At 62.4% G+C, this 16,918-nt stretch carries 16 protein-coding genes; 9 read left to right on the forward strand and 7 right to left on the reverse strand.

What is annotated here, in order from left to right:
• Window positions 1-110: 110 nt before the first annotated feature.
• Window positions 111-1,337, reverse strand: a complete 1,227-nt coding sequence (locus ACFO3A_RS11895; protein WP_377726578.1) for a PLP-dependent transferase — start codon at window positions 1,335-1,337, stop codon at window positions 111-113.
• A gap of 183 nt (window positions 1,338-1,520) precedes the next feature.
• Window positions 1,521-3,755, reverse strand: a complete 2,235-nt coding sequence (locus ACFO3A_RS11900) for an NADP-dependent isocitrate dehydrogenase (RefSeq protein WP_377726579.1) — start codon at window positions 3,753-3,755, stop codon at window positions 1,521-1,523.
• Window positions 3,756-4,049: 294 nt separating this feature from the next.
• Here ACFO3A_RS11900 and msrB point away from each other — a divergent pair, with 294 nt between their 5' ends.
• Genes msrB through ACFO3A_RS11920 form a run of 4 tightly spaced genes read left to right on the forward strand, consistent with a single transcriptional unit; the run spans window position 4,050 to window position 6,172 of the window.
• On the forward strand, window positions 4,050-4,469 hold the full coding sequence (msrB, locus tag ACFO3A_RS11905) for a peptide-methionine (R)-S-oxide reductase MsrB (protein ID WP_377726580.1): 420 nt from the start codon (window positions 4,050-4,052) through the stop codon (window positions 4,467-4,469).
• A 51-nt stretch (window positions 4,470-4,520) separates the two neighbouring features.
• The gene (locus ACFO3A_RS11910; protein ID WP_377726582.1) at window positions 4,521-5,066 is read left to right on the forward strand and encodes a septation protein A; all 546 of its coding nucleotides are present in this window, start codon (window positions 4,521-4,523) and stop codon (window positions 5,064-5,066) included.
• On the forward strand, window positions 5,063-5,338 hold the full coding sequence (locus ACFO3A_RS11915; RefSeq protein WP_377726583.1) for a BolA family protein: 276 nt from the start codon (window positions 5,063-5,065) through the stop codon (window positions 5,336-5,338). The genes ACFO3A_RS11910 and ACFO3A_RS11915 overlap by 4 nt, the downstream gene beginning before the upstream one ends.
• 42 nt (window positions 5,339-5,380) lie before the next feature.
• On the forward strand, window positions 5,381-6,172 hold the full coding sequence (locus tag ACFO3A_RS11920; RefSeq protein WP_377726584.1) for a peptidylprolyl isomerase: 792 nt from the start codon (window positions 5,381-5,383) through the stop codon (window positions 6,170-6,172).
• Window positions 6,173-6,307: 135 nt separating this feature from the next.
• Here the strand turns inward: ACFO3A_RS11920 and ACFO3A_RS11925 are convergent, their stop codons facing one another.
• The 3 genes from ACFO3A_RS11925 to ACFO3A_RS11935 all read right to left on the reverse strand — a co-directional run bounded on the left by ACFO3A_RS11925 (window position 6,308) and on the right by ACFO3A_RS11935 (window position 8,386).
• A complete protein-coding gene (locus ACFO3A_RS11925) occupies window positions 6,308-7,078 on the reverse strand; it encodes an META domain-containing protein (RefSeq protein ID WP_377726762.1) in 771 nt (256 codons plus the stop codon).
• A gap of 80 nt (window positions 7,079-7,158) precedes the next feature.
• Window positions 7,159-7,911 (reverse strand): glycosyltransferase, encoded by a 753-nt coding sequence (locus ACFO3A_RS11930; protein WP_377726585.1) that lies wholly within the window; start codon window positions 7,909-7,911, stop codon window positions 7,159-7,161.
• Between the two features lie 7 nt (window positions 7,912-7,918).
• Window positions 7,919-8,386 (reverse strand): YhbY family RNA-binding protein, encoded by a 468-nt coding sequence (locus ACFO3A_RS11935; RefSeq protein WP_377726586.1) that lies wholly within the window; start codon window positions 8,384-8,386, stop codon window positions 7,919-7,921.
• Window positions 8,387-8,418: 32 nt separating this feature from the next.
• Between ACFO3A_RS11935 and ACFO3A_RS11940 the strand changes: the two genes are divergently transcribed.
• The 5 genes from ACFO3A_RS11940 to ACFO3A_RS11960 all read left to right on the forward strand — a co-directional run bounded on the left by ACFO3A_RS11940 (window position 8,419) and on the right by ACFO3A_RS11960 (window position 13,939).
• Window positions 8,419-9,084, forward strand: coding sequence for an RlmE family RNA methyltransferase (locus ACFO3A_RS11940; RefSeq protein WP_377726587.1), 666 nt, complete (start codon window positions 8,419-8,421; stop codon window positions 9,082-9,084).
• A gap of 122 nt (window positions 9,085-9,206) precedes the next feature.
• Complete coding sequence (gene ftsH, locus ACFO3A_RS11945; RefSeq protein WP_377726588.1) at window positions 9,207-11,129, forward strand: ATP-dependent zinc metalloprotease FtsH; 1,923 nt, start codon at window positions 9,207-9,209, stop codon at window positions 11,127-11,129.
• An 82-nt stretch (window positions 11,130-11,211) separates the two neighbouring features.
• A complete protein-coding gene (gene folP, locus ACFO3A_RS11950) occupies window positions 11,212-12,045 on the forward strand; it encodes a dihydropteroate synthase (RefSeq protein ID WP_377726589.1) in 834 nt (277 codons plus the stop codon).
• A gap of 47 nt (window positions 12,046-12,092) precedes the next feature.
• Window positions 12,093-13,424: a phosphoglucosamine mutase gene (glmM, locus tag ACFO3A_RS11955; protein WP_377726591.1), complete on the forward strand. Its 1,332-nt coding sequence runs from the start codon at window positions 12,093-12,095 to the stop codon at window positions 13,422-13,424.
• 71 nt (window positions 13,425-13,495) lie between these two features.
• Window positions 13,496-13,939, forward strand: coding sequence for a hypothetical protein (locus ACFO3A_RS11960; protein ID WP_377726593.1), 444 nt, complete (start codon window positions 13,496-13,498; stop codon window positions 13,937-13,939).
• Between the two features lie 44 nt (window positions 13,940-13,983).
• Here the strand turns inward: ACFO3A_RS11960 and ACFO3A_RS11965 are convergent, their stop codons facing one another.
• A complete protein-coding gene (locus ACFO3A_RS11965) occupies window positions 13,984-14,943 on the reverse strand; it encodes an NAD(P)H-dependent flavin oxidoreductase (protein WP_377726594.1) in 960 nt (319 codons plus the stop codon).
• 137 nt (window positions 14,944-15,080) lie between these two features.
• Window positions 15,081-16,871, reverse strand: coding sequence for an acyl-CoA dehydrogenase (locus ACFO3A_RS11970; RefSeq protein WP_377726596.1), 1,791 nt, complete (start codon window positions 16,869-16,871; stop codon window positions 15,081-15,083).
• Window positions 16,872-16,918 lie beyond the last annotated feature (47 nt).

The raw sequence follows: 16,918 nt of genomic DNA on the forward strand, positions 1-16,918 counted from the left end.
CGCCGAGGCGCACGGTCGCTGCAAGCCCACGACCAGAAACCATGCCAGCCAGGATTGCCCTGGCTGGCTTTTTTATTGCTCAGTCCTGCCCACCGACACTCTGGTGGCTACTACCGCCAATCCTGCGCAAACGCCTGGGTGTAGGCCTGCGCCAAATCCTGCTCCAGATCGGCCCCGTCTTCCAGGCCGATGCACAGGCGCACGAGGCAGCCAGCGGCCACCTGCCCCCGGCCCAGGTTGCGCATCTCATCCAGGCCATAGGGCATGACCAGGCTGACGTGGCCGCCCCAGCTATAGCCCAGTCGGAATAGCTGCAAACGGTTGCAGAAGTCATCGACCTGGCTTTGCGGCGCATCCAGCACCACGCTGAAGATACCGGCCGCTGCCCCCGCAGGGCTGTCTTGCGTGGCGCACAGTTGCTGCCAGTGGCTGTGGCCGGGGCTGCCGGCAAAGGCCGGATGCAGCAGCTGGGCCACCAGCGACTGGCGTTGCAGCGCGGCGGCCAGTTGGCGGGCCGTCTTATCCTGCGCGTGGTAGCGCAGGGCCGTGCTGGGCAGGGAGCGCAGCACCAGCTCGACATCGTTCATCCCCACCCCCAGGCCCAGGCGCATGTGCGTGAGCTTCAAGCGCATATGCAGCGCCGGGTCGCGGGTGGTGATGCTGCCCATCAGCACATCGCCGCCCCCGCTGGGGTATTTGGTCAGGGCATGGGCCGAGATGTCGACGCCCAGGCTGCCGCCATCGCGCAGCAGGTCGAAGGGCAAAAAGGCCAGGCCCGCGCCCCAGGTGTTGTCCAGGGCGGCCAGCGCACCGTGGCTTTGCACGCACTGCACCTGGGCGACCAGATCGGGAAACTCCATGGTGACCGAACCCGGCGCCTCCAGCCACACCAGTTTGGTGGCCGGGCCGAGTTTGCGGCGCAAGTCCTCGATGTCCATGGGATTGAAGAAGGTGTGGCGGATGCCGTAGCGCGACAGCTCATGCTCGGCGAAATCCTTGTTCGGACCATAGGCATTATCGGGAATCAGGACTTCATCGCCGTGATTGAGCAATGCCAGCGACACGGTGCTGATCGCCGCCAGCCCGCTGGGCACCAGCAAACACTGTTTGCCGCCTTCCAGGGTGCACAGACGCTCTTCCAGCGTAAAGGACGTGGGCGTGCCGTGCAGCCCGTAGGTGTAGCCGCTTTTGTCCAGCCAGCGGCGCGAACGCATCGTCGCCACGTCCGGGAAAAACACGGTGGAGGCCTTATGCACCGGCAATTGCGGGGCCGCAAAATCCTGGGGCGCCTGGTAGGGATGGTGAATCAAGTGGGTGGAGATTTGGTGATTTTTCATAAAAACAATAGCTTTTATCGCTTTATATACAAAGTTTTCAAAGATAAAACACATTGAAATACTTATAAATACAGCGGTAGAAGCTCCTAAAAAAGCATTGTCATAAAAAAACGCCACCTTGCGGTGGCGTTGCATTCAGCGCTGCAAGGCGGCTGGCCTCATGCGTTCATGCCATCAGGCCAATCAGGCAATGGCCGCGATGGCGGCATTGAACGTGGCGCTGGGACGCATCACGGCATCCAGCTTGGCCAGGTCGGGCTGGTAGTAGCCGCCGATGTCGGCCGGCTTGCCCTGCACCGCCGCCAGCTCGGCGACGATGGCCGCCTCGTTGTCGGTGAGCTGCTTGGCCAAGGGCGCAAACTTGGCCGCCAGAGCGGCGTCTTCCGTCTGTGCCGCCAGGGCCTGTGCCCAATACAGGGCCAGGTAGAACTGGCTGCCCCGGTTGTCGATCTGGCCGACGCGGCGGGCGGGGGACTTGTTTTCGTCCAGCAGCTTGCCGGTGGCCTGATCCAGGGTCTTGGCCAGCAGCTTGGCCTGGGCATTGTTGTTTTTGATGCCCAGGTCTTCCAGCGACACGGCCAGGGCCAGGAACTCGCCCAGCGAATCCCAACGCAGGTAGTTTTCCTCCACCAGCTGCTGCACGTGCTTGGGGGCCGAGCCACCCGCGCCGGTTTCGTACATGCCGCCACCGGCCATCAGGGGCACGATGGAGAGCATCTTGGCACTGGTGCCCAGCTCCAGGATGGGGAACAGGTCGGTCAGGTAGTCGCGCAGGATGTTGCCGGTCACCGAGATGGTGTCCAGCCCACGGGCCACGCGCTCCAGCGTGTAGCGCATGGCACGCACCTGGCTCATGATGAGGATGTTCAGGCCCGTGGTGTCGTGGTCCTTCAGGTAACGCTCCACCTTCTTGATCAGCTCGGCTTCGTGCGGACGGTAGGGGTCGAGCCAGAACACGGCGGGCATCCCCGAGTTGCGGGCGCGGGTCACGGCCAGCTTCACCCAGTCGCGGATGGGCGCATCCTTGACCTGGCACATGCGCCAGATGTCGCCCTGCTCGACGTTCTGCGTCAGCAGCACTTCGCCGGTGGCGATGTCCACGATGTTGGCCACGCCGTCTTCCTGGATTTCAAACGTCTTGTCGTGGCTGCCGTATTCCTCGGCCTTCTGCGCCATCAGGCCGACGTTGGGCACGGTGCCCATGGTGCGCGGGTCGAAGTTGCCGTGCCATTTGCAGAAGTTGATCATCTCCTGGTAGATGCGGGCAAAGGTCGATTCCGGCATCACCGCCTTGCAGTCGTAAGGCTTGCCGTCCGAACCCCACATCTTGCCGCCGTTGCGGATCATGGCGGGCATGGAGGCGTCCACGATGATGTCGTTGGGCGAGTGGAAGTTGGTAATGCCCTTGGCCGAATCGACCATCGCCAGCTCCGGGCGATGCTCGTGGCAAGCGTGCAGGTCTTCGATGATTTCCTCGCGCAGCGAAGTCGGCAGGGTCTGGATTTTTTCGTACAGCGTGGCCATGCCGTTGTTCACGTTGATGCCCAGCTCGTCGAACAGCTTGCCGTGCTTGGCAAACGCGTCCTTGTAGTAAATCTTCACGCAATGGCCGAACACGATGGGGTGCGAGACCTTCATCATCGTCGCCTTGACGTGCAGGGAGAACAGGATGCCCGCCTCTTTGCAATCCTCCAGCTCGCGCTCGTAGAACTCGCACAGGGCCTTCTTGCTCATGAACATCGAGTCGATGATCTCGCCGTCCAGCAGCTTGACCTTTTCCTTCAGCACCACGGTTTTGCCGGATTTCGTCTCCAGCACCATCTTCACGTCACGCGCCTTGTCCAGCGTCATGGATTTTTCGCCGTGGTAGAAATCGCCTTCGTGCATGTGCGAGCAATGGGTTTGCGACCACTGCTTCCACTCGCCCATCGAATGCGGATGCTTCTTGGCATAGTTCTTCACCGCCGCCGGGGCGCGACGGTCGGAGTTGCCCTCGCGCAGCACGGGGTTCACGGCAGAACCCAGGCACTTGGCGTAACGGGCCTTGATGTCTTTTTCTTCGTCGTTGGCCGGGTTTTCGGGATAGTCGGGAATGGCATAGCCCTTGCCCTGCAATTCCTTGATGGCCGCCATCAGCTGCCCCACCGAGGCGCTGATGTTGGGCAGCTTGATGATGTTGGCATCAGGCTCCAGGGTTTTCTTGCCCAGCTCGGCCAGGGTGTTGGGCACACGCTGGGCTTCGGTCAGGCGGTCGGCGAACTCGCCCAGGATGCGTGTCGCCACGGAGATGTCGCTGGTATCCACCTTCACGCCAGCGGTGGCGGCAAAGGCCTGCACCACGGGCAAAAAGGCACCAGTGGCCAAACGGGGGGCCTCATCCGTGAGGGTATAGATGATGGTCGGTTGCTGTGTCGTCATTGCGTGCTTTTGGCTCTAATCAGGTTGCTGCGAATCAGGACGGGAAATACTCACATCCTCCTTGGAGGCGTCTTGCATCTGCCCTAACAGCCACCTGGCTTATGGCCAAGCTGTATTTCACATGAGTGCAAGCTGCTACCACCATGCAAAATTCTAACCGGTAACGGCTGTTTTACCTAACTCTTATAGAAGACTCTCGCAAAATCCTCTATAAGACTGGTTCAGGCCAAACACCCCCTGCTCCAACCACAGGCCACAGGAACTTTCCCCTGCGGCGATCACTCCACTTCCACCATGCAATTTCCCATTCAGAAGACCGACCGTGAATGGCAGGCCCAACTGGCCGCCCAGGACACCGAGCCGCCGGCCTACCAGGTCACCCGGCACGCGGCGACTGAGCGCCCCTTCACCGGCAAATACACCCAGCACTGGGCCGCTGGCCGCTACCACTGCATCTGCTGCGGCGCCCCGCTGTTCGTGTCGGACACCAAATTCGATGCCGGCTGCGGCTGGCCCAGCTTCTACCAGGCGCTGCCCGGTGCCATTACCGAGCAGGCCGACCACAGCCACGCCATGGTGCGTGTCGAAACCCTGTGCAGCCAGTGCGGCGCCCACCTGGGCCACGTCTTCCCCGACGGCCCGAACCCCACCGGGCTGCGCTATTGCATGAATTCCGCCGCCCTGGCATTTACCGATACAGCCACCCCGGAATAAAGCCGGAACTGTGGCATCCTTGCAGCTTTTGCCCGCATCCCCCCTTGCGCCATGAAATTACTGATTGATTTCTTTCCCATCATCCTGTTTTTTGCCGTCTTCAAAATCTGGGGCATCTATCCGGCAACGGCCGTCGCCATTGCCGCCACCATCGTGCAAATTGCCTACCTGCGCCTGAAGGTCGGCAAGGTGGAGCCGATGCAGTGGGTCAGCCTCGGGGTCATCGTGCTGTTCGGCGGCGCGACCTTGCTGGCCCAGGACGAGAACTTCATCAAATGGAAACCCACCGTGCTGTACTGGCTGATGGGTGCGGCGCTGCTGTTCGGCCAGCTCCTGCTGCGCAAGAACTTCATCAAGAGCCTGATGGGCACCCAGGTGCAACTGCCGGACCACGCCTGGCGCACGCTCAACTGGGGCTGGTGCGCCTTCTTTACCGTCATGGGCTGCCTGAACCTGTGGATTGCCTACCGGTTCGATACCAATACCTGGGTCAATTTCAAGATGTTCGGCGGCCTGGGGCTGATGCTGCTCTTCATCCTTGGGCAGGCGCTGTACATGAGCCGCTTCATGCAGGACAAGCAACAGGAACCCCAATGAACACCGACACCCAAAACGCCGTCACCGCCGCCGCCATGGAAACGGCCTTGCGCGAGAAGTTTGCCCCCAACCTGCTGGAGGTCATCGACGAAAGCTACCTGCACGACGGCCACCCCGGCGCCAATGGCACGGGCTTTGGCACCCATTTCCGGGTGCGCATCGACTGCGCCGCCTTTGCGGGAGTGAACAAGGTGGGCCGCCACCGCCTGGTCTACGACTGCCTGCAACCATTCTTTGCCCTCGGGCTGCATGCCCTGGCCATCGAGGCCTGAACCATTTCCTGCAACACCTTTTTTCAACCCACCCCCCTCTTTATGCAAAAAAGAATCCTGACTCAAATTGCCGCCGCCACCCTCTTCGGCATGGCCGCGTTGGGTGCTTCGGCACAGAACATTGCCGTGGTGAACGGCAAGCCCGTTCCTGCCGAACGCCTGCAACTGCTCAAGCAGCAGATCGAAGAACGCAGCGGCCGTGAACTGCCGGCGGAAATGGACGCGCAGTTGAAGGAAGAAGTCATTGCCCGCGAAATCTTCATGCAGGAAGCCGCACGCCGGGGCCTGGACCGCAGCAAGGAATACAAGCAGAACATGGAGATGGCCCGCCAGACCATCCTGATCCGCGAACTGTTCCTGGATTTTGAAAAATCCAATCCGGTGACCGATGCCGACATCCAGGCCGAGTACGACAAGTTCGTGGCCGGCAACGGCGGCAAGGAATACCGCGCCAGCCACATCCTGGTGGAAACCGAGGACGAGGCCAAGGCCCTGATTGCCGACATCAAGGCCGGCAAGAAGAAGTTTGCCGATGCCGCCAAAAAGGCTTCCAAAGACCCTGGCTCGGGCGCCCAGGGCGGCGACCTGGGCTGGGCCGACCCGAGCAGCTTCGTCCCCGAGTTTTCAGAGGCCATGACCCACCTGAACAAGGGGGCCATGACCGACACCCCCGTCAAGACCCAGTTCGGCTGGCACATCATCCGCGTCGAGGAAACCCGTGACGCCAAAGTACCGGCACTGGAGGACGTCAAGCCCCAGATCAAGCAAGAGCTGGAACAGCAAAAGATGGGCAAATTCCAGGAAGAACTGCGCGGCAAGGCCAAGGTCGAATAAGCCGCAACGGCTTCTGAGAGTTATCTGAAAAAAATAGCTGCTACCGCAGACCAGGCAAAGATTTCAAAGTAAAAACACTTTGAAATCAAGCCTGGAAAGGCGGTAGCAGCTATTGTTTTTTTACAGATTAGCAGCTTACTTTTCGATGCTCGTTTCCACCACCATATCCAGGACGTAGACGTAGCGCGAAGCATCCGCAGGCGGGTGGGGATTGGTAAAGCGTTTCAGGCGCACGATGTTGCGCACCCCGGGACGATGCTCGAAGCCTTCGATCGCGCCGTAGAAGTTCTCCCATTCCCCCGCGCTCTTTTTCAGGCCCTGGGCGTCGTACGTCACGCTGCGCACCTGCAGGCATTGGGCGTTGGGCATCAGCGGGTGGGAGCAAGCCTGTGGCTGCGGCGCGATTTCCAGAAACACCCGCTCGGGCGTGCCGTAAAGGGTTTCCGGCTTCACCAGCCCTTGCAGCCGCCAGCGCTGGCCATCGGCAAAGCCGATTTCCAGCTCCGGTGCTGCGGCCTTGTCCTGCAACTGCCATGTCTGCGCCTGGGGCAGCAAAATGCCCACCTGGCGTTCCGCAGCCATCAGTTGCTCATCCGAACAGGCCATCATGGTGGACGCCAGGCGTCCAATCTCCAGGGCCTGCCCCTGGGCGGTGTAATGCCCGCGCATGCTGTTGCACAAGCCCTTCACCAACAGCCCTTGCCCGTCCACGAAGTTCAATTGCACTTTCGACGCTGCTGCCGGCAGCGGTTTGGCACCGCCTTCTACCTGGGTAAGCGTCCAGACATGGGTTTGCAAGTTAGCGGCCATCTGCGCCTGTCCCTTGTCGTTGTTTGCCGTGTTTTCGACCGGTGTCGTACACGCCGCCAGGCCCAGCAGGGCCGTGGCAAGCGCTGTTTTTGCCATCCATTTCACAGGTATTCATCCTTTCTGGTTTCCAGGCGTATCACCAGCCTGCCGGAAATACCGGCCCCTGCTCCAACGCCTCACTCGTGCCAGTGTTCCGCCACCCAGGCCGCTGGCCGAATGAAGCGAAAACGCCGATTGCGCCGCCCCGCCAAGGCATCGGGGGGATTGCATTCCCCGTGGAAAATCACAATCCGCGCATCCTGCGGGACAAAGGGCGGGCGCCAATAGTTGCTCGGCCAGGCAGGGATGCAGTGGTACTTGAAGCTCGGGCACCAGGCCGCGGGCCAGTATTGCAGCTTCCCCTGCTTGTGCAGCACGTCGGAGAGGTAGGCCTGCTCGTTGCGGAACTGCTTGCGCACCTCCTCGAAATGCCCACGGAAATACGTGAGGACATCCGGGTGGGCGCCCAGCTCGAAACGGTAGACCGACGAGTTTCCAGTGACACGCCAGGGCCGTTTGTGGTCATGAATGATGAGAAATTCCCCCGGATGGGTAAAAAAATCATCCAACGGGCCGGTGACGACCACATCCACGTCCAGAAACAGGGCCGTCCCGCGCAAGCCATGCAGGTCGGCGCTAAACGTCGTCAGCTTGGTCCAGCCCCGTTCCGGAATGCCCTGGGGCAGTGCCAGCGAGGGGATGGGCAGGCACTGCACTTCAGCGCGAATCCCCGTGGCATCGTCCGTCAGGCAAACGAAATTGAAATCCCCCTGCAAGTGGCGCCGCACCATCGCATACAGGCGATTGACGTATTCCGGGCCGTACTTGGTGCCCCACTTCATGCACAGAACATGGCGCTGGCTGTGCTGCGCTGCCGCTGTCGTATCCATGCCTGGGCTATGCGCCTTTTTTCAAGGATTTGGGCGAGGACTTCTTGGCCCGCTTGATCGAGCCGCCCGCCGTCAGGCGCTGGTTGCCCAGCACCCGCACCTGTTTGACCGTGGGCTTGGTGCCGGGACGGCCAAATTTCAGCAGCTTCACATCCCGGGGGCCGGCCTTGCGGTCCTCCTCCAGCGCCTTGGCCTTTTCCGGCAGCGGGCGCCACAGTACCAGCAGCTTGCCAATGTGCTGGATGGGCGCGGCGCCCAGTTCCTCGCACAACACCTGGTACATGGTTTCACGTTGAGCGCGGTCATCGCCGAAGACACGCACTTTGATCAGGCCGTGGGCGTTCAAGGCCGCATCGATTTCTTTTTGTACGCCAGGCGTCAGGCCATCGGCGCCGATCAGCACCACAGGGCTTAAATGGTGGGCATTGGCGCGGTGTTCCCGGCGCTGGGCGGGGGTCAATTGAATTTGAGACATCCCCGTATTATCAAGTCTGCAAAAATTTTGCGATGAAGTTTCAAACCAAAAGCAAGAAAGTCAACAAGACATGGCTGCACCAGCACATCAACGACCCCTATGTGCAAGCAGCACAAAAGGATGGCTACCGCGCCCGGGCGGCGTACAAGCTCAAGGAAATTGACGAGGCCTTCCACCTCATCCAGCCAGGCCAGGTGGTCGTGGACCTGGGCTGCACCCCCGGCGCCTGGAGCCAATACCTGCGCCGCCGCATGGCCCCGCAAGGGGCGGCTGCCGGGCAGCTCGACGGCACCATCATTGCCCTGGACCTGCTGCCGATGGAGCCGATCGAGGGCGTGCATTACATCCAGGGCGATTTCCGCGAGAATGCCGTGCTGCAACAGCTCGAAGCCGTGCTGCAGGGGCGTGCCGTGGACGTGGTCGTCTCCGACATGGCGCCCAACCTCAGCGGACACAGCAGCACCGATGCAGCCCGTGTGAGCCATCTGATCGAGCTGGCGGTCGATTTCGCCAGCCGGCATCTACGGCCCCAGGGCGCCCTGGTGGCCAAAGTCTTTCACGGCCCGGGCTACGATGCCCTGGTGGCGCTTTTCCGCGACCACTTCGTCCATGTCAAGCCCCTGAAGCCGCAATCGTCCCGCCAGAAATCCACGGAAACTTTTCTGATTGGCCGCACCCTCAAAGGGCAATCCGAGTAATTAGGCGTGGGCAATCGCCATCATCGAGACAAGCTTCTGACCGACTTGCTTGAAAGGCCTAAAATCGGCCCTACCTGCATCGCAGCGCTTTTGTTTTCCTTCCCTTATTTCTGGAGCCCCGCTTGAACAATCAGTGGTTTTCAAAAATTGCCGTCTGGCTGATCGTGGCTATGGTGCTGTTCACCGTATTCAAGCAATTTGATACGCGCAGCACCGTTGGAACCGGTTATGTCGGCTACTCCGACTTCCTCAACGAAGTCCACAACAACCGCATCAAAAGCGCCACCATCCAGGAAAGTCCCGGGGGCACGGAGATCGTTGCGTTCACCACCGATGACCGGCGCATCCGCACCACGGCCACCTATCTCGACCGTGGACTGGTGGGCGACCTGATCAACAACAACGTCAAATTCGACGTCAAGCCGCGCGAAGAAGGCTCCTTCCTGCTCAGCCTGCTCATCAGCTGGGGGCCGATGCTGCTGCTGATCGGCGTGTGGGTCTACTTCATGCGCCAGATGCAGGGCGGCGGCAAGGGCGGCGCCTTCAGCTTCGGCAAGAGCAAGGCGCGGATGCTCGACGAAAACAACAACACCGTCACCTTTGCCGACGTGGCCGGCTGCGACGAGGCCAAGGAAGAAGTCAAGGAAGTGGTGGATTTCCTGAAAGACCCCAGCAAGTTCCACAAGCTCGGCGGCCGTATCCCGCGCGGCCTGCTGCTGGTCGGCCCGCCCGGCACGGGCAAGACCCTGCTGGCCAAGTCCATTGCCGGCGAGGCCAAGGTGCCGTTCTTCAGCATTTCCGGCTCCGACTTCGTGGAAATGTTCGTCGGCGTGGGCGCAGCCCGCGTGCGCGACATGTTCGAGAACGCCAAGAAGAACGCTCCCTGCATCATCTTCATCGACGAAATCGACGCCGTAGGCCGCCAACGCGGCGCGGGTCTGGGCGGCGGCAACGACGAACGCGAACAGACGCTGAACCAGATGCTGGTGGAAATGGACGGCTTTGAAACCAACCAGGGCGTGATCGTGGTGGCGGCCACCAACCGCCCGGACATTCTGGACGCGGCCCTGCTGCGCCCAGGCCGTTTTGACCGTCAGGTGTACGTCACCCTGCCGGACATCCGGGGCCGCGAGCAGATTCTGGGCGTGCACATGCGCAAGATTCCGGTCAGCCAGGATGTGAATCCTTCCATCATCGCCCGGGGCACCCCCGGCATGAGCGGGGCCGATCTGGCCAACCTGTGCAACGAAGCCGCCCTGATGGCCGCCCGCCGCAGCGCCCGCATGGTAGAGATGGAGGATTTTGAAAAGGCCAAGGACAAGATCATCATGGGCCCCGAGCGCAAGAGCATGGTCATGCCCGAGGAAGAGCGCCGCAACACGGCCTACCACGAGGCGGGCCATGCGCTGATTGGCCGCCTGCTGCCCAAATGCGACCCGGTGCACAAGGTCACCATCATTCCCCGGGGTCGCGCCCTGGGGGTGACCATGAGCCTGCCCGAGAAGGATCGCTACTCCTACGACAAGGAATTCATGCTCAACCAGATCGCCATGCTGTTTGGCGGGCGCATTGCCGAAGAAGTGTTCATGCACCAGATGACCACCGGTGCCAGCAACGACTTCGAGCGTGCCACGCAGATTGCCCGCGACATGGTGACGCGCTACGGCATGACCGACGCCCTGGGGCCAATGGTCTATGCCGAGCAGGAAGGTGAGCCCTTCCTGGGCCGCTCGATGAGCAAGTCCAGCAACATCAGCGAAGAAACCATGCAGAAGGTGGACGCCGAGGTGCGCCGCATCATCGACGAGCAATACACCCTGGCCCGCAAGCTGATCGAGGACAACGCCGACAAGATGCACGCCATGGCCAAGGCCATGCTGGAATGGGAAACCATCGACATGGAACAGCTGGATGCCATCATGGAAGGCCGCGAACCCAGCCCGCCCAAGGACTGGACGCCGCGCCAGCCGCAGCAGCCCAAGGACGACGGCAACAGCAGCGGCGGTACCCCCGCAGCACATACTCCGTCGCCCAGCGGCGCCTGAACCTGATGGGCGCGTGAGCCGCGCCACTCTCCTGGGGGCCTTATGGCCCCTTTTTCTTTTTTCCCGCACCGGCGCTTGAGCTATGGCCCTTTGGCAAACCACCCGCTTTTCCCTGGATCTGACACGCCCACTGGTGATGGGCATCGTGAACAACACCCCGGACTCGTTTTCCGACGGTGGACAGCACCACAGCCCCCGCGCCGCCCTGCGCCATGCGGAAAAGCTGCTCAAAGACGGCGCCCACATCCTGGATATCGGCGGCGAGTCCACTCGCCCCGGCTCACCCCCGGTGCCCGAGGACGAAGAGCTACGGCGCGTACTGCCGGTCGTACAGGAAGCCGTGCGCCTGGGCGTCCCCATTTCGGTCGATACCAACAAGGCCGCCGTGATGCAGGCCGTGCTGGATGCCGGGGCGGACATCATCAATGACGTCTGGGCACTGCGCCAGCCAGGGGCGCGAGCCACCGTCGCCGCCCATCCCCACTGCGGCATCGTGCTGATGCACATGCACAAAACACCGCTGGACATGCAGCAGGCCCCGATGGCGGGTGACCCCGTGCCCCAGGTGCTGGAATTTTTGCAGCAGCAAACGCAGGCACTGCTGGCCTTGGGAGTCGAAGCCACCCGTATTGCCTGGGACTATGGCATTGGCTTTGGCAAAAGCGTGGAACAAAATTTTGCACTGCTGGCCCGGCAGCAGACCTTGCTGGCTCTAGACTTCCCCCTGCTGGCGGGCTGGTCGCGCAAAAGCGCCCTGGGCCATGTCACCGGCCTGCCGGTCGAGCAACGCCTGCTGCCCAGTGTGGCCGCCGCCCTGCTGGCCGTGGAGCGTGGCGCTCGCATCGTGCGGGTGCATGACGTCGCCGAAACGGTCGCCGCACTGGCCGTCTGGCAGGCGATGCACGATAACGGCTGACCCGTCGCGCCAACCTCACCCTGTTCCGTTCATTTCAGAAACACACCATGGCACGTAACTTTTTTGGCACCGACGGCATCCGTGGCACCGTCGGCCAGGCTCCGATCACCCCCGACTTCGTTCTGCGCCTGGGCCATGCCGTGGGCCGCGTCCTGAAACGCAGCCACGACAAGCCGCTGGTACTGATCGGCAAAGACACGCGCATTTCCGGCTACATGCTGGAGGCGGCGCTGGAAGCGGGCCTGAACTCCGCCGGGGCCAGCGTCATGCTGCTGGGGCCGCTGCCCACCCCGGGCGTGGCGTATTTGACGCGGGCGCAGCGGGCGCAATTGGGCGTGGTCATCAGCGCCAGCCACAACCCCTACCCGGACAACGGCATCAAATTCTTCAGCGCCCAGGGCAACAAGCTACCGGACGAGTGGGAAGAAGCCGTCGAGGCCGCCATGCAGGATGCGCCCCAATGGGTCAGCGCCGCCGAACTGGGCAAAGCCCAGCGCCTGGACGATGCCGCCGGCCGCTACATCGAGTTTTGCAAGAGTACGTTTGCCAACGACCTATCGCTGCACGGCCTGAAAATCGTCGTCGATGCCGCGCACGGCGCGGCCTACCACATTGCGCCCAAGGTGTTCCATGAACTGGGCGCCGAAGTGCTGTCCATCGGCTGCCAGCCCAATGGCCTAAACATCAACGACCAGGTCGGTGCCACCCACCCCGAGGCCCTGGCCCGGGCCGTGCGGGCCAACCATGCCGATTACGGCGTGGCCCTGGATGGCGATGCCGACCGCCTGCTCATGGTCAATGCCCAGGGGCGCATCTTCAACGGCGACGAACTGCTTTACCTGATGGTGCAAGATCGCCTGCAGCAAGGCCAGCGCGTGCCCGGCGCCGTCGGCACGCTGATGACCAACATGGCTGTGGAACTGGCCCTGCAGCAACAGGGCGTGGAATTTGTCCGTGCCAAAGTGGGCGACCGCTATGTGCTGGAGCAGTTGCACGCCAAGGGCTGGCAACTGGGCGGCGAAGGCTCGGGCCACCTGCTGGCGCTGGACAAGCACTCCACCGGCGATGGCCTGATCAGCGCCCTGCAGGTGCTGCAGGCCTGCGTGCGCAGCGGCAAGACCCTGGGGCAATTGCTGCAAGGCTTGCAGCTTTTTCCGCAGGAGCTGATCAACGTGCGCCTGCATCCCGGGCAGGATTGGCAAAACAGCCCTGCCCTCCAAAGCGTTCAGGCACAAGCGCAGCAGGCGCTAGCGGGTCAGGGCCGGGTACTGATCCGCGCCAGCGGTACCGAGCCGCTGCTGCGCATCATGGTCGAAGCGCAGGATGCCACCCAGGCCCTGCACTGGGCACAGCAATTGGCAGACAGTCTGCGCACTTGATACGCATCAAATCAGTGCGATTTGATTTACAGCAAATACCTATTTGATGCCCCTCGGATAATCACGCCGCCATGTCCCTCTCTGCCCCCACAACCCACCGCACACGCCGCCCCTGGGGCACGGTGTTGGCAGCGTTGGCCTTGTGGATGCAGCTATGGGCCGGGCAGGCCAGCGCCGCCCACCTGGCGAATGCCCTGGTGGAAGGCGTGTGGCGCAGCGACGTTTGCAGTGCCGCTGGCCCGCAGCAGGCGGACAGCCACACCCTGCAAGCGCTGTGCATCAGCGAGCACTGCCCCATGTGCGGTGCCACCGGGCACAACCCGCTGCCGCCAGCGGTCCAGCAGACATTGCAGCCACAGTGGCACCAGGGCGTCCATGCCCTGACCGGGCCACTGCCCCGGCAACACCATCCGGCACGGCTGCGCCCGCCGGCCCAGGCCCCGCCGGCAGCTTTCCAGGCTCCGGCAGCAGCCTTCCCGCTGCCACAACGAATGACTCTTGATACCTCCAGCTGACATCTTTTGAGCTGGAGGTTTTTTTATGCCCGCCGCTAGTCGGATCAGGCCAGTTGCAGGCGCTGGCGGGCTGCCTGGTATTCGGCCTGTAATTGCGCCACCAGTGCGGCAGCCGGCTGAATTTTGTCGATGGTGCCAATGCCCTGGCCGCAGCCCCAGATGTCTTTCCAGGCCTTGGCAGCAGCGTTGCCGCCAAAGTTCATCTTGCTGGGATCGGCCTCGGGCAGGTTCTCGGGGTCCAGGCCCGCAGCGCGGATGGACGGGGCCATGTAGTTGCCATGCACGCCGGTGAACAGATTGGTGTAGACGATGTCGTCGGAACTGCCATCGACGATGGCCTGCTTGTACGCCTCGCTGGCGCGGGCCTCGGCGGTGGCAATGAAGGCCGAGCCCATGTAGGCAAAGTCCGCCCCCATGGCCTGGGCGGCCAGGATGGCACCGCCCGAGGCGATGGCGCCGGACAGCGCCAGCGGGCCGTCGAACCACTGGCGGATTTCCTGCACCAGCGCAAACGGGCTTTTGCTGCCGGCGTGGCCGCCCGCGCCAGCGGCCACGGCGATCAGGCCATCGGCCCCTTTTTCAATCGCCTTATGGGCAAATTTGTTGTTGATCACATCGTGCAGCACCACCCCGCCCCAGCCATGCACGCCCTGGTTCACGTCCTCGCGGGCGCCCAGGCTGGTGATGACCAGCGGCACCTTGTATTTGGCGCAGATCTGCATGTCCTGCTCCAGCCGGTCGTTGCTCTTGTGCACGATCTGGTTGATGGCAAAGGGCGCAGAAGGCTGGTCGGGGTGGGCAGCGTCCCAGGCGGCCAGGGTTTCGGTGATTTCGGCCAGCCAGTCGTCCAGTTGCGCGGCGGGGCGGGCGTTCAGGGCGGGCATGGAGCCGACGATGCCCGCCTGGCACTGGGCAATCACCAGTTGGGGATTGCTGATGATGAACAAGGGCGAGCCGATGACCGGCAGGCGCAGCTTCTGCAAAACGGCGGGGATGCGTGACATGGTGGAGTGTCTCCTGAAAGAACAAGGTGAATATAAAAATATAGCTGCTTACGCTTGATATTTATTGTTTTCAAATACAAAAGCATCTGAATTTCAATAAATACCAGCGGAAACAGCTATGTTTTTAGAGTTAAGGTTTAGAACGCTTCCAGCGGCAAGGCGCAGGCGCTTTCGCCCCCGGTGCAGACGGTATGCGCCAGGCCGGGCACGCGGGTCAGGATGTGTTCGGCATAGAACTGTGCCGTGGTGATCTTGGCCTGCATGAAGGCCGCATCGTTGCCCGCCGCCAGTTGCTCCTGCGCCACCAGCAGGGCACGGCCCATCTGCCAGCCCGCCACCAGATTGCCGGTCAGCAGCAGGTAGGGCACGCTGCCGGCATACACCGCGTTGGGCGATGCCTTGGCTTTGCCCGCCACAAAGTCCACGGCCTGCAGGAAGGCTTCCCGGGCCGTTTGCAGATGGCGGGCCATCGACAAGGCCGCCGGGGTGGCGCTGGCTTGCAGGTCGGCCTCGGTCCTGGCGATCTGCTCGGCGATGGCGCGGGCGCTCTGGCCGCCGTCACGGGCCGTTTTGCGGCCCACCAGGTCGTTGGCCTGAATGGCGGTGGTGCCTTCGTAGATGGTCAGAATTTTTGCATCGCGGTAGTACTGGGCCGCGCCGGTTTCCTCGATGAAGCCCATGCCGCCATGCACCTGCACGCCCAGGCTGGTCACTTCCAGGCTCATCTCGGTGCTATAGCCCTTGACCAGCGGCACCATGAATTCGTAGAAGGTGGCATTGGCCTGGCGCACCGCCGCATCCGGGTGGTGGTGCGCCGCATCGTAGGCGGCGGCGGCGGTACTGGCCATGGCGCGGCAGCCTTCGGTAAAGGCCCGCATGGTCATCAGCATCCGGCGCACGTCCGGGTGGTGGATGATGCTGGCCGCCCCGGGCACGCTGCCATCGACCGGGCGGCTTTGCACGCGCTCGCGGGCGTACTGCACGGCACGCTGGTAGGCGCGTTCGGCCACGGCGATGCCCTGTACGCCCACGCCGTAGCGGGCGGCATTCATCATGATGAACATGTATTCCAGCCCCCGGTTTTCCTCGCCCACGAGGTAGCCGATGGCACCGCCGTGGTCGCCAAACTGCAGCACGGCGGTGGGGCTGGCCTTGATACCCATCTTGTGTTCGATGCTCACGCAGTGGGCGTCGTTGCGCTCGCCCAGGCTGCCATCGGCATTGACCAGGAACTTGGGCACAACGAACAGGCTGATGCCCTTGACGCCTTCCGGCGCCCCGGCCACGCGGGCCAGCACCAGGTGGACGATGTTCTCGGCCATGTCGTGTTCACCGTAGGTGATGAAGATCTTGGTGCCGAAGATTTTGTAGCTGCCGTCGGGCTGCGGGTCGGCCTTGGTGCGCACCAGCGCCAGGTCGGAGCCGGCCTGCGGCTCGGTCAGGTTCATCGTGCCCGTCCACTGGCCGGAAATGAGTTTTTCCAGGTACACCGCCTTGAGTTCATCGCTACCGGCGGTCAGCAGCGCCTCGATCGCGCCATCGGTGAGCAAGGGGCACAGGGCAAAGCTCAGGTTGGCGCTGTTGAGCATTTCCAGGCACGCCGCGCCGATGGTCTTGGGCAGCCCCTGGCCGCCGAAATCCACCGGGTGCTGCAAGCCCTGCCAGCCGCCTTCGGCAAACTGGGCAAAGGCATCCTTGAACCCCGGGGTGGTCGTGACCACCCCGTCTTTCAAACTCGAAGGATTGGTATCACCGGGAATGTTCAGCGGCTCGATCACGCCTTCGCACAGCTTGGCGCATTCTTCCAGCACGGCCTGGGCCGTTTCCAGCCCGGCATCTTCAAAGCCGGGGATTTGGGCCACTTGTTCGATGTTGGCCAGATGCTCCATGGCAAACAGCATGTCTTTGACGGGGGCGGAAAAACTCATCACGGATCTCCTGTGCAACGAAAGAACGATCGTTCTTTATTTTTACT

This window comes from Comamonas nitrativorans (genome assembly GCF_042654765.1).
GTDB lineage: Bacteria > Pseudomonadota > Gammaproteobacteria > Burkholderiales > Burkholderiaceae_C > Comamonas > Comamonas nitrativorans.

Coding starts and splice junctions, on each gene's coding strand:
- ACFO3A_RS11895 (WP_377726578.1), bottom strand. CDS start 1,337: ATGAAAAATCACCAAATCTCCACCCACTTGATTCACCATCCCTACCAG.
- ACFO3A_RS11900 (WP_377726579.1), bottom strand. CDS start 3,755: ATGACGACACAGCAACCGACCATCATCTATACCCTCACGGATGAGGCC.
- msrB (WP_377726580.1), top strand. CDS start 4,050: ATGCAATTTCCCATTCAGAAGACCGACCGTGAATGGCAGGCCCAACTG.
- ACFO3A_RS11910 (WP_377726582.1), top strand. CDS start 4,521: ATGAAATTACTGATTGATTTCTTTCCCATCATCCTGTTTTTTGCCGTC.
- ACFO3A_RS11915 (WP_377726583.1), top strand. CDS start 5,063: ATGAACACCGACACCCAAAACGCCGTCACCGCCGCCGCCATGGAAACG.
- ACFO3A_RS11920 (WP_377726584.1), top strand. CDS start 5,381: ATGCAAAAAAGAATCCTGACTCAAATTGCCGCCGCCACCCTCTTCGGC.
- ACFO3A_RS11925 (WP_377726762.1), bottom strand. CDS start 7,078: ATGGCAAAAACAGCGCTTGCCACGGCCCTGCTGGGCCTGGCGGCGTGT.
- ACFO3A_RS11930 (WP_377726585.1), bottom strand. CDS start 7,911: ATGGATACGACAGCGGCAGCGCAGCACAGCCAGCGCCATGTTCTGTGC.
- ACFO3A_RS11935 (WP_377726586.1), bottom strand. CDS start 8,386: ATGTCTCAAATTCAATTGACCCCCGCCCAGCGCCGGGAACACCGCGCC.
- ACFO3A_RS11940 (WP_377726587.1), top strand. CDS start 8,419: ATGAAGTTTCAAACCAAAAGCAAGAAAGTCAACAAGACATGGCTGCAC.
- folP (WP_377726589.1), top strand. CDS start 11,212: ATGGCCCTTTGGCAAACCACCCGCTTTTCCCTGGATCTGACACGCCCA.
- glmM (WP_377726591.1), top strand. CDS start 12,093: ATGGCACGTAACTTTTTTGGCACCGACGGCATCCGTGGCACCGTCGGC.
- ACFO3A_RS11960 (WP_377726593.1), top strand. CDS start 13,496: ATGTCCCTCTCTGCCCCCACAACCCACCGCACACGCCGCCCCTGGGGC.
- ACFO3A_RS11965 (WP_377726594.1), bottom strand. CDS start 14,943: ATGTCACGCATCCCCGCCGTTTTGCAGAAGCTGCGCCTGCCGGTCATC.
- ACFO3A_RS11970 (WP_377726596.1), bottom strand. CDS start 16,871: ATGAGTTTTTCCGCCCCCGTCAAAGACATGCTGTTTGCCATGGAGCAT.